The sequence below is a fragment of the Nocardioides baculatus genome, from assembly GCF_016735675.1.
Taxonomy (GTDB): Bacteria; Actinomycetota; Actinomycetes; order Propionibacteriales; family Nocardioidaceae; genus Nocardioides; species Nocardioides baculatus.
In genome coordinates, this window is the sequence record NZ_JAERSG010000006.1 from 12,173 (window position 1) to 26,721 (window position 14,549).

A 14,549-nucleotide genomic window follows, 5' to 3' on the forward strand; every position below is an offset into this window, starting at 1 on the left:
GGAGGGTGCCCCTAACCGAACCTGAGCGACAGCGGTCCCGGCCCGCCGGTCACGCGTACGACGCCGCCCGGGCCCTCGTCGACGACGTAGGACGGGTCCTCGACGACCGGCGTCCCCGGGGCGAGCAGCACGGTGGTGCGGCCGTCCCGGTCGAGCCCCGGCGCGAGGTCGAGGCGGTCGGGGGAGTGGCCCGTGACCTCGGCGCTCGCCCACGCGACGCGACGCCCGGCGACGTCGAGCCCGAGCGGCAGGACGTGCCCGCTGCGACCGGGCACGTGCAGGGCGCCCCCGTCGGGCAGGTCGACGCCCTCGATCGTGAGGGTGACGTCCATGGCGACGGCCGAGTGGTTGATCAGGTGGACCGCGCGCTGGCCGTCGTCGGCGGCCGTGGTGGTCGTGAGCACACCCGGCCACGGAGCGTCGACCCGGACGGCGGCGCGCGTGCCCAGGTGGGCCATCGCACGCTCGACCAGCGTCGGGTCGGACGGCAGCCCCGCGGTCAGGACGACGGCGCGGCCGGACCCGGCGCTCACCGAGACGCCGCACACGGCGCCGTCCACGTCGGTCAGCACGACCTCGCCGTCGGGGGCGTCGATCTCCTGTCGCCAGCCGACGCGGACCTCCGGGCCGGGCGCCGCCCAGCCGTGGCGGACGACCGAGGGGAAGAAGTGCTCGTTGTCGTGGACGAACCCGCCGGGGCGGATGCCGAGGCCGTCGGCGAGGACCGTGCAGGGATCACCCGCCAGGTCGCGCTCGGGCAGCCGGCCGAGGTGGAGCAGGCCGCCGCCCGCGCGCACGTGGTCGAGGACCCGCTGCTGCACCTCGGCGGACACGAACCGGCCGGACGCGAGCGCCAGCACCGATCCGGGCGCGGGGTCGCGCTCCTCGAGGTGCACGGCTCCGAACCGGAAGCCCGCGAGCATCAGCGAGCGCGGGAGGAACCGGCGCTGGCCTCCGCCGCGGTGGGCGGCCAGGTCGTCGACGACCCCGGACATGATCGTCGAGTCCGGGTGGTGGTACTCGGTGGCGTAGGCGTCGAGGACGAGGCCGAGCGCCACGTCGTCGTGCTCCTCGCTCATCCGCGACAGCCACTCCTGCTGGGCGGTCATCGCGCGGGCCGTGCGGGCCGTGGCGTCGTACGCGAACCCGCGCTGGCCCTCCGGCCCGATCGGCGCGGCCGTGCCGTGCCGCTCGCCGGTGAAGCTGAGCCGGTCGTTGCCGTCGCCCACGACCTCGTCGAGCGGCGGGTTGATGCCGCCGGCGAGCAGGTAGTAGTTGATCAGCCGGTTGCCCTGGGCGATGCACAGGCGCGTCTTGAGGTCGACCGTGGACGGGTCGTGCTGGCTCTCGATGCCGCCGCTGTAGTCGCCCGTCCCGGCCTCGAACTCCAGCGACGTGAGCGGCTGGTGCTCGTCGTGGACGGCGTCCATGAAGGCGTTCATCACGTAGAGGTCGGTGAGCGTGTCCGAGGTGGCGGCGCCGAGGTAGTGGTCGGAGCCCGACACCATGCCCGGGATCCCGGAGTAGGTGCCCACCAGCTGGCTGATCCCGATCGGGAACGGTCCGCCGCTGCCGGCCTCGGTGCCGTGGATGTTGATGAGGAAGGGCACGTCGCGCACACCGCGCTCCTCGCACAGCTTGCGCAGCGCGACGACGTACGCCGCGAAGCGCTCGCGCATGAAGAGCCCGAGGTCGACGCGCAGCCGGCCGGCGACCGACTCGTCGGGGGTGCGGCTGACCGGGTAGCGGTCGCTGCCGCGGTGCTCGTCCACCCAGCGGCCGAAGTCGTCGAGCAGCCCGTCCGTGAGGTCGGGGCTGTTGGTGACCCACGCGAGCATGCCCACCTCGTTGTCGAGCTGGACGCCGATGACGTTGCCGCCCTGCGGCTGCAGCCGGCGCGCGAGCACCGGCATGATCGCGTCGTACCAGCGCGCGGTCTCGGCCAGGAACGCCGGAGCCAGGTAGTCGACGGTCCGCGACGGCGTCGGCCGCCCGTCCCAGCCGACCGGCACGACCTCGGGGTGCTCGTCGTAGACGCGGTAGGGGATGCCCTCGTTCTTGAGCTCGGCCATCACGAACGGGCCGGGGCGGGCGATGAAGAGCAGCCCCTTCTCGGCGCACAGGTCGATGAAGGCCGCGACGTCGCGCTCGGGGCGGGTGGCGCCGGTGACGTCGACGGTGCCGTCGGGCAGCTCGTGGAAGAGCCAGGGGATGTACGACGCCACGGCCGTGCACCCGGCCTCGACGACCAGGTCGAGGCGCTGCTCCCACTCCGCGCGGGCGACGCGGAAGTAGTGCACCTCGCCGGCCATCAGCAGGCGCGGCTCGCCGTCGATGACGATCTGCTTGTCGCGGACCTCGATCACGGGCGCACCTCCGCGGCGGTCACGCGCAGCGAGACCTGCTGGAGGGACGCTGCGTCGGGGCCGGTCAGCAGCAGCACCTCACCCTCGTCGACGCGCTCGGTCAGGGAGGTCCCGAAGTAGGAGAACGCGGTGGGGCTGACCTCGAAGGTCACGTCCGCGCTCTCGCCGGGCTCGAGGTCGACCGACCTCCAGTCGAGCAGCTCGACGAGGGGTCTCGTCACCTGCGCGACCGGGTCGCGGAAGTAGGCCTGCACGACCTCCGTGCAGGGACGGTCGCCGGTGTTGGTGACGGTGACCGTCAGCGTGGTGGCCGACTCCAGCCCGAGCTCGTCGTCCGACACCCGCGGGGCGCCGTACGCGACGGTGGAGTAGGTGAGGCCGTGACCGAACGGCAGGCGGGGGTAGGTCAGGGCGTCGACGTAGCGACCCTCCCGGTGGTCGACGTCGGCGCGGATGAGACGTCCGGTCGGCCGCTGGTGGGTGCTGGTCGGGATGTGGCCGGTCGACAGCGGGAAGGTCATCGGCAGCCGGCCGTGCGGGGCCACGTCGCCGCTCAGCACGTCGGCGAGGGCGTTGCCGGCCTCGATGCCCGGGTGCCACGCCACGATCACGGTGTCGGCGAGGTCGAGCACCTCGGTGAGGTCGAGCGGACGACCCGTGTAGACGACCACGACGAGGGGCTTGCGGAGGCCGGCGAGGGTGCGGACCTGGTCGAGCTGGCCCGGCGGGAGGCGGAGGTCGGAGACGGAGTTGGCCTCGCCCGACCGGTTGGGGTGCTCGCCGACGAGCGCGACGGTGACGTCGGCGGTGCGGGCGAGCTGGACGGTGCGGTCGGGGAAGCGGCCGTCGTCGACGGTCACGCGGTCGCCGAGTCGCTCGGCCAGGCCGGCGGCCGGGGTGACGACCTCCTCGGCCCGCCCGTCGAGCACCCACGTGCCGAGCAGGACGTCGCCCTCGTGCACGAAGCCGCCGGTGAGGAGCACCGACGCGTCGTCCGCAAGCGGCAGCACACCGTCGTTCTTCACGAGCACGTGGGACGCGACGCCGGCACGTCGGGCCAGGGCGCGGCTCTCCGCGGTGGGGGCGTTGCCCTCGGGGCGGTTGCCCGGTGCGGCGGACCCGTCGAAGAGGCCGAGGCGGAACTTCATCCGCAGCACCCGGCGGCAGGCGTCGTCGACGAGCGCCTCGTCGACCTCGCCGTCGCGGACCAGGTCGGCGAGGTGGGCGAGGTAGGCGCCGCTGACCATGTCGAGGTCGACGCCGGCCTTGATCGCCAGGCGGGCGGCCTCGCGGTCGTCCTCGGCGACGCCGGCGAAGACGATCTGGCCGATGCCGTTCCAGTCGGCGACGACCACGCCGTCGAAGCCCCACTCGCCCTTGAGCACGTCGCGCAGGAGGTGCCGGTGGGCGTGCATCGGGATGCCGTCGACGTCGTTGAAGGCGGCCATCACGCTCATCACGCCGGACTCGACGGCCGCGCGGAACGGGCGCAGGTGCAGGTTGCGCAGGGTGTTCTCGCCGACCGACACGGTGTCGTAGTCGCGCCCGCCTGCTGACAGGCCGTAGCCGACGAAGTGCTTGGCGCAGGCACCGAGCCGGTCGGGCTGGGACGGGTCGTCGCCCTGGAAGCCCTGGGTCGCGGCGGCCGCGAGGCGGGACGCCAGCACGGGCGCCTCGCCGAACGACTCCGCCACCCGGCCCCAGCGGGGCTCCTCGGAGATGTCGAGCATGGGGGAGAAGGTCCACGCGATGCCGTCGACGATCGCCTCGCGCGCGGCGGTCTCGGCCGCCTGGCGCACCAGCTCTGGGTCGAACGACGCCGCCAGGCCGAGCGGGATCGGCGCGACCGAGCGGTGGCCGTGGATCACGTCGCGCCCGAAGAGCACCGGGATGCCGAGCCGGCTGCCGCCGACCGCGAGCTCCTGGATCTCGTCGATGACGCCCACCAGGACGCCGTCGTCGCGCTCGTTGCCTGCCGTCGCTCCGGACGCGTAGAGGCTCGACCCGATGCGGCCGGCGCGCAGCGCGTCGGCGTCCTCGCCGGGGTTGATGTTGGCCACCTGGTGCAGCTGGCCGACCTTGTCGTCCAGCGTCATCTCGGCCAGCAGGGCGTCGACCCGCGACTCGGTGTCGAGCGCGGGGTCGAGCCAGGTGCGGGTGTCGGGCTGGTGTGTGGTCGTCATCAGTTGGTCTCCACGGTGATCTGGGGGTCGGCGTCGAGCGCCGTGCGCAGGTCGTCGGTGCGCACGGACGCACCCGGGCGGCGGTGCGGGTTGGCGAGGTCGGTGAGGGCGAGGCCGCCGGTGGCGCCGGTGACCCGGCGCACGCCGACCCCCTCCGGGCCCACGGCGTAGGTCACCCGGGCGGTGCGTCCCGCGAGGCGTACGGTCGCGGTCAGGCCGTCCGCGCCGGTCGGGAGCACCGGGTCGACCTCGACGTGGTCGCCGCGGCGGCGCAGGCCGAGCAGCCGCTCGACCACGAGCCGCAGGGCCAGGCCGGGGCCGGACGAGTAGACGCGCCAGCCGCCCTCGAGCGGGACCTCGCCGGCCATCAGGTCGGCGTAGCGCTCGGACGCATCGACGCGGTCGGTGAAGGCGCCGTCGGACGACGAGTAGTAGCAGCTGCGCTGCCGGGGCCGCGCCTGCGGCACCCGGTCGCTCAGGCCCCACGGGCTGGCCAGCGACAGCGCGCGCAGCAGCCCGGCGCCGTCACCCACGCGGGAGAGCGCCTCGGCGTACCGGAGGTGTGCGTGCATGTACATCAGGCCGATCTCGCGGCCCCAGAACGTGCTCGCCTCGGCGCGCTGGAACGTCGACATCGGGCCGCCGCTGTAGGCGACGGGTCGGTCGAAGAGGCGGGCGCCGTCGGGCCCGAGCAGGTGCTCCTCGATCAGCCGCAGGTGGGCCTGCGACGCCTCGGGGTCGAGCACGTCGGACGTGATCGCGTGGATCCAGGGGAGGACGCCGTACGTCAGTCCGGTGCGGGTGTCGCTGGGGTGGACCAGGGGGACGGCGGCACTGCCGGCCTCGGCGCGGTCGTAGAGCAGGTAGCCCGGCATCACGCCGTCGACCACCATGTCGGTGGCGATCGACCGACGGGTCCGCTCGACCAGCGCCTCGGCGTGGTCGGCGAGGTCGGTCGCCGCGCCGACGGCCCGGAGGCCGGCGACGAGCGCGTCGAGCGCCTGGACCTGGAGGACGGCCGTCCACGTGGACGCCATGCGGCGCGCGAGGTCGGGGTCGGCGGGCTGGAGGGAGTCGTTCCAGTCGCCGTGGCCGTAGGCCGGGAGCGGGGTGCCGGGCACCGCCATCTCCTCGATCCGGCCGACGGCGCGGCGCAGGTGCTCCTCCACCGAGGCAGGCGCGGTCGCTCCGTCGTCGCCGACGAACGGCACCTCGTCGCGGAGGATCGCCGCGTCGCCGGTGGCGAGCAGGTGCTCGCCCGCCGCGAGGACCGGCCAGAACACGACGTCACCGTGCGAGTCCTGCTGGCCGTGCTCGGCGGTGGGTGGCATGAACTCGAACGCCTGCGGCCAGTCGCCGCGGGCGTTCTGCGCGCGCATCACGCGGAGCAGCACGTCGTGGACCTCGTCGTGCCGGTCGAGCGCGGTCAGCAGGCCGACCGGGCCCTGGCAGACGTCGCGGGTGCCCCAGCCGCCACCGGAGTACTGCTCCAGCCCGCGGGGGGCGAGGTAGTGGATGAGGGCGTCGTGCGCGAACCACGGCACGGAGTCGGTGATCGCCGCGACCTCCCCGGCCTCGGGGGTGTGGCCCGCGAGGTCGAGCCGCAGCGAGCCGGTGACCTCGGGCCAGAACTCCTCGCCGACGCCGGCGCTGGTGGGGGCGGGGGCCGCGTCGGATGCTCGCAGGGCCAGCCGCCACGTGTCGGTCGCGTCGACGTCGAGGACGAGCCAGTGCTCGTCGCGCTCGGTGGAGACCTCGCCGGACCAGGCGAGGTCGAGGCCGAGGTCGTCCTCGCCACCGGTGTCGAGCGTGACGAGCAGGCGCGTCGCCGGACCGCGGACGACCCGGACCTCGAGCCCGAGCTCGTGCGTCGCGGCCGGCGCCCGGGAGACCACCTCGATCAGTCGGCCGTCGCCGGTGGCGTACCACCAGTGACACGCGTCGAGGCCGTTGGACCAGGCGCTCGGGAGGTCGAGCAGCTCCCACCCTGTCCCGTCGCCGTCGACGGTGCGGACGAGCACCCGCACGCCCTGCCCGCGGAACAGCCCGAGATAGCTGCGGCGCCCGGTGACCAACGTGTCGCGGCCGACGTGGCCGGCCGTGACCTGCGAGTGGAAGGTGCCGCCCATCCAGACGGTCGTGGTGAGGCTGCCCGCGTCGGGGACGAGGGTGTCGCCGGTGCGCAGGACCTGCCCGTGGGGGCGGAGGACCGACAGCTCGCGGGCGGCGGTCACGACCTCGCCGTGCGCGGTGCGCCACGTCGTCGGCGTCCCGTCGGCGTCGTGCTCCGTCGAGCCCGGCTCGGCGGTCAGCTCGAGCAGCGCGAGGTCGTCGTCGGTCAGGGGCACGCAGGCGAGCACGGGCGCGGACGCCAGCACCGACGCCGGTCCGTCGGGGGAGGACTCGTCGACGACATCGGCCAGGTCGACGTCGGGCGTGCTCGTACGGACGTGGGCCAGGGCGGAGTCGACGTGCCGCGCGTCCTCGGGGCCCGTCGCCCCGGGGTGGTCCGGCACCACGCGGCCGACGAACCCGGTGCGGTGCCGCCCGCCGGGCGCGAGGTCGGCCGCCGCATCCTGGATCGCGACGAGGGTGTGCTCGTGCTGGAGCCGGGTCGAGGGGAGCGGCGCGTCGAGGCCGGACCACTCCGTGCCGGTGACGGTGCGCGACACGAGCTGGTGCGCGTCGGTCGCCCAGCCCACGCCGCAGCCGGACGACGCGACGACGACCCACGGCACCCGCTCGCCGGGCATGTTCTGCCGGACAGCCAGGGCGACACCGTGGTCGGCGGTCTCGACGGGGGTCACGTCGAGGTACTGGCTGACGTAGTACTGGTTGTTGGCCACCGCGCCGGCCGGGGCGAGCGCGGGGTCGTGGGTGAGCACGGCGTCGACGCGCACGGTCTCGCTGCCGCGGTTGCCGACCTCGAGGTCCCACGACCAGGCCAGGTCGTCCCGCCCGAGCGTCAGGGTGAGGGCGTAGTCGAGCCCGCCCCACGAGCCCGCGGCCACCAGGGCGTCGTCGACGACACCGACGCGGCTGGGCGCGTCCTGGCCGAGCAGGGGAGTGCGTCGTACGACGTCGCCGCGCTCGTCGAGCACGCGCAGGTGCACGTTGGCGGCGCCCGCCTCGATGCTCGTGGCGGGGTTGAGGAGGAGGCTGAGGTCGCCCGCCTCGAAGCGGGTGAGGGCGCCGTCGGCATTGGCCTCGACGTGCATCCCCGAGGGGGTCTCGAGCCGGTGGCGAGGGCGGGTGCCGGGCCGCTGGATGGTGCGCATGGGGATCATGCCTACCAGCCGTGAGAGGCCGAGTCAGGCCCGCGGAGCGCTGAAAGTAGATGTAAGAAAACGGTTGAGCGTGGCGGCTGTCATGTAAGTACTTACATGCCTCCGGACCGTTGACGGGCCCGTGTGGCCACAGTCACGTTGGCTTCCTACCTCGCCTTCAGGAGGCCCTCCCTTGCGCATCTCTCGGCGTACTTCCCAGACCACCTCGCTGCTCGTCGGCGGACTCGCCCTCAGCCTCGTCGCGACCGGTTGTGCCGGCAGCGCCAAGGACCAGGAGGACCAGGCCGCGGACGGCATGATCGCCCAGCTGACGTTCCCCGCCGAGGTCGACGCGACCGTCGGCGGGCTCGGCAACTACAACCCGTACTCGCCGACCCCGCTCACCGCGGTCTGGCTCTACGAGCCGCTGATCGTGCGCAACAACCTCACGTGCGAGGAGACGCCGTGGCTGGCGACCGACGCGACGTGGGACGGCGGCGACAAGCTGACGCTCGACATCCGCGAGGGCGTGAAGTGGAGCGACGGCGAGGACTTCACCGCCGACGACGTCGCCTTCACGCTGAACCTCCAGAAGGAGTTCCCCGGCATGGACAAGTCCGGGCTCTGGAACGACACCTTCGGTGCGCCCGCGAAGTCCGTCACCGCCGACGGCAACCAGGTCGTCATCGAGTTCGAGGGCAACGCCGCCGCGAAGTACGACGGGATCATCTCCACCAAGATCCTTCCCGAGCACGTCTACGCCGACGTCGACGACCCGACGACGTACGTCGACAAGGAGCCGGTCGGCACGGGCCCGTTCGAGGTCGAGAGCTACAACGGTCGCCGGCTCACCCTGGCTCGCCGCGACGACTACTGGCAGGCCGACAAGATCAAGGTCGAGAAGATCGTCCAGGAGGGCATCTTCGACTCCTCGCAGGCCGCGCTCAAGCTGGAGACCGGCGAGATCGACGCCTACTACGGCGACATCCCGAACCCGCAGAGGACCGTGGTCGACAAGGACCCCGACAACACCGGCTTCTTCTACGCCCCGGCCGGCACCACGGTGCTCACCGGCAACCTCACCGAGGAGCCGTGGAGCGACCCGAAGTTCCGTGAGGCGATCTCCTACGGCATGGACAAGGAGTCGATGTCGGAGAAGGGCATCTACGGGATCATGGAGCCCGCCAGCCAGACCGGCCTCAAGCTCCCCGCGATGGAGGACCTGCTCCCCGAGGAGTACGCCGGCGCCGACACGGTGCTGCCCTACGACCCCGACAAGGCCGCCGAGATGCTCGACGCGGCCGGCTACGAGGAGGGCGCCGACGGCAAGCGGACGATGCCCGACGGGAGCCCGCTGTCGGTGGACTTCTCCGTGCAGGCCGGCTTCATCGACTACGAGGCGATCGCCGAGGTCGTCGCCGACGACCTCAACGACCTCGGTGTGGACACCAAGGTCACCGCGTCGGCTCCCGAGTCGGTCGACGAGCAGAAGAAGACCGGCGACTTCAACGCGGTCCTGGAGTACCTCCACGGCGGATGCGAGCTGGCCCGCAACCTCGGGTCCAAGCTCAACAGCAAGCAGTTCCCGACCGAGCAGGACATCTTCCCCAACGTCGGGCGCTACTCCGACCCGGCCACGGACGACGCGATCGCCCAGCTGTCCGGGGCGACGTCCCGCGAGGAGCAGAAGCCGTACCTCGGCGAGCTGGTCGACGTGATGATGACCGAGTACCCGGTCACCTCGCTGATCTACGCGCCCTCGCGCACGATCTACCGCACCGACCACGCCGAGGGCTGGCCCACCGAGGACAACCCCTACGCCAGTGGTGCCGACGACCGACTCCTGGTGATGACGCACCTGGTTCCCCCGAGCTGAGGCGGCGCCCGTGCGGTACTTCCTCCGAAAGCTCGGCTTCTTCGTCGGCACGCTCTGGGCCGTCGTGACGCTGAACTTCCTCATCCCGCGCATCCAGCCCGGCGACCCCGCCGAGCTGATGGTGCGACGCCTGCAGGGCAAGGACAGCCAGCTCGACGCGGCCCAGGTCCGGGCGATGCGCTCGATGCTGGGCACGCCCGACGGCTCGCTGTGGTCGCAGTACTGGGACTACCTGGGCGACCTGCTGCACGGGAACTTCGGGGTGTCGTACACGTACTACCCGTTCAAGGTCAGCGAGGTGATCGGCCAGGCCATCTGGTGGACGGTCGGCCTGGTCGTCGTCACGCAGATCATCTCCTTCGCGATCGGCATGGTGCTCGGGGCGTACGCCGCATGGCGCCGCAACACCAAGCTGGACGCGACGATCACCATCGGCTCGACGTTCGTCGGCACCCTGCAGCCGTTCTGGATCGCGCTCGTCCTGGTCTACGTCTTCGGCTACTCGCTGGGGTGGTTCCCGACCTCCGGCGGCTACTCCGCGTCGACGCCGGGGTGGAACGCCGCCTTCATCGAGGAGGTCATCTCCTACTCCACGTTGCCGGCCCTGACCCTGCTGATCGTCACCCCGATCGGCTGGATCCTGGGCATGCGCAACACGATGATCATGAACCTCGGTGAGGACTACATCCGGCTCGCCAAGGCGAAGGGGCTGTCCGACCGCACGGTCGCGCTGCGGTACGCCGCCCGCAACGCGCTGCTGCCGAGCGTCACCGGCTTCGCGCTCGCGCTCGGTGGCGTGCTCGGCGGCACGATCCTGGTCGAGACGGTCTTCGACTACCCGGGACTCGGGCGCCTGATGGGGGAGGCCGTGCAGAACAAGGACTACCCGCTCCTGCAGACGCTCATGCTGCTGACGACGACGGGGGTGCTGGTGGCCAACCTGATCGCCGACCTCCTCTACGGCGTCCTGGACCCGCGAGCACGGAGGGCCGAGGGATGAGCACCACTCCGAACGACTTCATGGCTGAAGGCGAGCCCGACCAGTCACGGTCCGTCGAGGGATTGGCCGTCGAGCAGGTCGGCAGCGCCACCACGCCCGACCGCTGGTGGCAGGTGATCTGGTCGAGCAAGAAGGCCCGCGTCGGGCTCGTGATCCTCGGGATCTACGTCCTGATGGCGGTCTTCGCGCCGCTGATCGCACCGCACGACCCGCTCGACGGCAGCTTCACGCCGTTGCAGCAGCCCTCCGGCGAGCACTGGCTCGGCACCAACACCAACGGGCGCGACATCGCCTCGCAGCTGATCTTCGGCAGCCGGGTCTCGCTCCTCGTCGGCCTGTTCGGCGGTGCCCTGGCCACCGCGATCGCCCTCGTCGTCGGGCTGGTGTCCGGCTACACCGAGGGCACGATCGTCGACGACGTCCTCAGCTTCGTCACCAACGTCGCGCTGGTGATCCCCGCGCTGCCGCTGATCATCACGCTCGTGGCGTACTCCGACACCCGCGGCGTCTGGCTGATCGTCGGCATCATCGCGATCACCTCGTGGGCGGGTGCCGCACGCGGCAAGCGTGCGCAGATCATCACGCTCCGCAACCGCGACTTCGTCACCTCGGCGAAGTTCTCCGGCGAGAGCGGCGCCCGGATCATCTTCAGCGAGATCATGCCCAACATGAACTCGCTGGTGGTGGCGGGCTTCGTCGGCGCCGCCACCGGTGCCGTGGGTGCGGAGGCGGGCCTCGCGGTCCTCGGCCTCGGCGACACCCGCTCGGTCTCGTGGGGGACGATGCTCTACCAGGCCGACGCCCAGGGAGCGATCCAGCAGGGCCTCCTCACGTGGATCTTCGCGCCGGGCCTCGCCCTGGCCCTCCTCATCACCGCGATGTCGTTCATCAACTTCGGCGTCGACCTGCTCAGCAACCCCCACCTGAGGGAGGACTGACATGACAGGCAGCCCACTCCTGGAGGTGAAGAACCTCGAGGTGCGCTACGAGCCCAAGCGGGCGCGGTCGATGACGGCGGTGCAGGACGTGTCGTTCGACATCGCCCCCGGTGAGTTCGTCGGCCTGATCGGCGAGTCCGGCTCGGGCAAGACCACCCTCGCCACCGCGCTGCTGCGACTGCTGGAGAAGCCCGGCCGGATCAGCGCCGGCTCGATCACCTTCGACGGCACCGACATCACGCACCTCGACCAGGACGAGCTGCGTGACCTGCGCTGGCGCGACCTCTCGACGGTCTTCCAGAGCAGCATGAACTCGCTCAACCCCGTGATCCGGATCGAGCCGCAGTTCCGCGACGCGATCGAGGCGCACTCCGACCTGCGCGGCGAGGCGGTGTCGGAGCGGGTCCGCGAGCTGTTCGACATGGTGTTCATCGACCACCGCTTCATCACCTCGTTCCCGCACGAGCTGTCCGGCGGCATGAAGCAGCGCGTCAACCTCGCGCTCGCGCTGGCGCTCGACCCCAAGCTGGTGCTGCTCGACGAGCCGACCACCGGCCTCGACGTCGTCGTCCAGCACTCGATCCTGGAGAACGTGCGCAAGCTCCAGGAGGAGAAGGGCTTCGCGGTCCTCTTCATCAGCCACGACATCGGCACCGTGCTCGACCTGTCCGACCGGATCCTGGTGATGTACGCCGGCCGCATCGTCGAGTCGCAGCCGGCCGGCGAGCTGCTCCGCGAGCCGATGCACCCCTACACGAAGGGGCTTCTCGGGTCCTACGGCGATCCGCGCGCGGAGACCGTACGCATCACCTACATCCCCGGCCGTCCACCGGACCTCAGTCTCGAGCACCAGGGCTGCGCGTTCGCCGCGCGGTGCCCGGAGAAGATCGAGCGCTGCCTGACCGACTACCCCGAGCTCCTGCCGCGCAGCGCGGGCGACGTCGCCTGCCACGTCGCCCAGCAGTCCGGCGGCACCCGCCACTTCGACGGTCCCGAGTTCGTGAAGTCGGCCGACGACTCGGAGAGGGCGCGCGAGCGCGAGGTCGTGCTGACGGTGGACAACGTCACCAAGGTCTTCGAGAAGCGCCGCGGCCTCAAGGTCGAGCGCACCGAGGCGGTCACCGACGCCAGCTTCGTGCTGCACAAGGGCGGCGTCACCGCCCTCGTCGGCCAGAGCGGCAGCGGCAAGTCGACCCTGGCGCGGATGATCACCGGCATCGACAGCCCGACCGAGGGCCGGATCGTCTTCCACGGTCCCGACGGGGACCAGCAGGTCTCCTCGTTCCGCGGCCGCGCGCTGCGCGACTACCGCAGCCACGTCCAGATGGTCTTCCAGGACCCCTACTCCGCGCTCAACCCCACCAAGCGGATCGGGCAGATCCTCGAGCGGCCGCTGGTCAACTTCCACGGCCTGAAGGGCGAGGAGCGCAGGAGGCGGGTGGAGGAGCTGCTCGAGACGGTGGCCCTGACACCGTCCGACCGCTTCGTGAACCGCTACGCCTACGAGCTCTCCGGTGGGCAGCGGCAGCGTGTCGTGATCGCCCGCGCGCTGGCGGTGCTGCCCGAGGTGATCGTGGCCGACGAGCCGATCTCGAGCCTCGACGTGTCGATCCGCGCCGAGATCCTCGAGCTGCTCAACGACCTCGTGCAGACCCACGACGTCGGCATCCTCTACATCACGCACGACCTGCTGAGTGCCCGGATGCTCGCCGACGACGTGATCGTGCTCAACGAGGGACGGGTGGTGGAGCAGGGCCCCGCGCTGCAGGTCATCCGCGACCCGCAGGACGACTACACCCGGACGTTGCTGGACGCGGTGCCCAACCCGTTCTAGGCCCCAGTCTGGGTGGCTCTGCGAGGCTGTGCCCCGTGAGCACCGACCCCGCGGACCGCCCGGTCACCATCTACACCGTGGCGGACCGCGCCGGGGTCTCGATCGCGACCGTCTCCCGGGTGCTGCGGGGCACCGCGCCGACGTCGCCCGTCACGCGTCGCAAGGTGCTCCAGGCGGTCCAGGAGCTCGACTACATCCCGCTGCGTGCGGCCCGCCAGGTCGAGGTGCCGCGGCACCAGACCCACGGCCTCGTGCTGCCCGGCGTGGTCGGGCCCTACTACTCCGAGCTGCTCATCGGCTTCGAGGCGGCGGCCGCCCGCTACGGCCAGTCGGTCGTCCTGCGGCTCGCCCACCCCTCGGTCGACCTCGAGGACTCCGTACGCCAGATCCTGCCCCGCGTCGACGGGCTGGTGCTGGCCAACGACACGGTCTCCGACGCGTTCGTCCGGCAGGTCTGCAGGTCCACGCCGACGGTGCTGCTGGCGCGCGAGCCGGTCGACGGCTGCGACACGGTGCTCGTGGAGAACGTCGAGGCGGCCCGCGAGCTCACCGACCACCTGCTCAAGCACGGCCGCCGCCGACTGGTGTTCGTCGGCGACCCGGCCGGCTCCCACGACGTGACCGAGCGCTACACCGGCTTCCGGTCGGCGCTGGCGCGGTCGAAGGCTGCCACCGAGGCCTCGCTGCCCCTGCTCGTTCCCCTGGTCGAGCAGAGCGCGCCCGCGGTCGTCGACGCGCTGCTCGACATGGCCGAGCCCGCCGACGCCGTGGTCTGCGCCAACGACGAGCTGGCGGTCGCCCTGATGTCGCTCCTCATCGCGCGCGGCGTACGCATCCCGGAGGACCTCGCGGTCGTGGGGTTCGACGACATCATGACGTCGCGCTACGTGGCGCCCGGGCTCACGACCGTGCTCCAGCCGACCTACTCCGTCGGGCGCTGGGCGGCCATCCGGCTGCACGAGCGGATCGAGGGCCGTACCCACGACGTGCACCCCCAGGTGCTGCCCACCCGGCTGGTCGTCCGCGGGTCGTGCGGCTGCCCGTGGAGCGGTCCGGCCACCTCCCGGAACACGCCCTAGGCTGACC

8 protein-coding genes are annotated in these 14,549 nt (G+C 72.0%); 5 read left to right on the top strand and 3 right to left on the bottom strand.

Features of this window, described 5'->3' with window-relative positions:
- Window positions 1-11: 11 nt before the first annotated feature.
- From JI751_RS17840 to JI751_RS17850, 3 genes are read right to left on the bottom strand one after another with little or no spacing between them, the layout of a single operon-like run.
- Complete coding sequence (locus JI751_RS17840) at window positions 12-2,366, bottom strand: beta-galactosidase (RefSeq protein ID WP_201939722.1); 2,355 nt, start codon at window positions 2,364-2,366, stop codon at window positions 12-14.
- Complete coding sequence (locus JI751_RS17845) at window positions 2,363-4,549, bottom strand: glycoside hydrolase family 3 N-terminal domain-containing protein (protein WP_201939725.1); 2,187 nt, start codon at window positions 4,547-4,549, stop codon at window positions 2,363-2,365. Before JI751_RS17845 ends, JI751_RS17840 begins: the two co-directional genes overlap by 4 nt.
- Window positions 4,549-7,827: a GH36-type glycosyl hydrolase domain-containing protein gene (locus JI751_RS17850; protein WP_201939727.1), complete on the bottom strand. Its 3,279-nt coding sequence runs from the start codon at window positions 7,825-7,827 to the stop codon at window positions 4,549-4,551. Before JI751_RS17850 ends, JI751_RS17845 begins: the two co-directional genes overlap by 1 nt.
- Window positions 7,828-8,008: 181 nt before the next feature.
- Between JI751_RS17850 and JI751_RS17855 the strand changes: the two genes are divergently transcribed.
- From JI751_RS17855 to JI751_RS17875, 5 genes are read left to right on the top strand one after another with little or no spacing between them, the layout of a single operon-like run.
- Window positions 8,009-9,691 (top strand): ABC transporter substrate-binding protein, encoded by a 1,683-nt coding sequence (locus JI751_RS17855; protein ID WP_201939728.1) that lies wholly within the window; start codon window positions 8,009-8,011, stop codon window positions 9,689-9,691.
- 10 nt (window positions 9,692-9,701) lie between these two features.
- Complete coding sequence (locus JI751_RS17860; protein WP_201939730.1) at window positions 9,702-10,691, top strand: ABC transporter permease; 990 nt, start codon at window positions 9,702-9,704, stop codon at window positions 10,689-10,691.
- A complete protein-coding gene (locus JI751_RS17865) occupies window positions 10,688-11,629 on the top strand; it encodes an ABC transporter permease (RefSeq protein ID WP_201939732.1) in 942 nt (313 codons plus the stop codon). Before JI751_RS17860 ends, JI751_RS17865 begins: the two co-directional genes overlap by 4 nt.
- 1 nt (window position 11,630) lies before the next feature.
- A complete protein-coding gene (locus tag JI751_RS17870; RefSeq protein ID WP_201939734.1) occupies window positions 11,631-13,463 on the top strand; it encodes a dipeptide ABC transporter ATP-binding protein in 1,833 nt (610 codons plus the stop codon).
- Between the two features lie 35 nt (window positions 13,464-13,498).
- Complete coding sequence (locus JI751_RS17875) at window positions 13,499-14,542, top strand: LacI family DNA-binding transcriptional regulator (protein ID WP_201939737.1); 1,044 nt, start codon at window positions 13,499-13,501, stop codon at window positions 14,540-14,542.
- Window positions 14,543-14,549: the final 7 nt, after the last annotated feature.

What these genes read in the sequence shown, in the direction of transcription:
- JI751_RS17845 (WP_201939725.1), bottom strand. Translation starts at nt 4,549, where the DNA reads ATGACGACCACACACCAGCCCGACACCCGCACCTGGCTCGACCCCGCG.
- JI751_RS17850 (WP_201939727.1), bottom strand. Translation starts at nt 7,827, where the DNA reads ATGCGCACCATCCAGCGGCCCGGCACCCGCCCTCGCCACCGGCTCGAG.
- JI751_RS17865 (WP_201939732.1), top strand. Translation starts at nt 10,688, where the DNA reads ATGAGCACCACTCCGAACGACTTCATGGCTGAAGGCGAGCCCGACCAG.
- JI751_RS17870 (WP_201939734.1), top strand. Translation starts at nt 11,631, where the DNA reads ATGACAGGCAGCCCACTCCTGGAGGTGAAGAACCTCGAGGTGCGCTAC.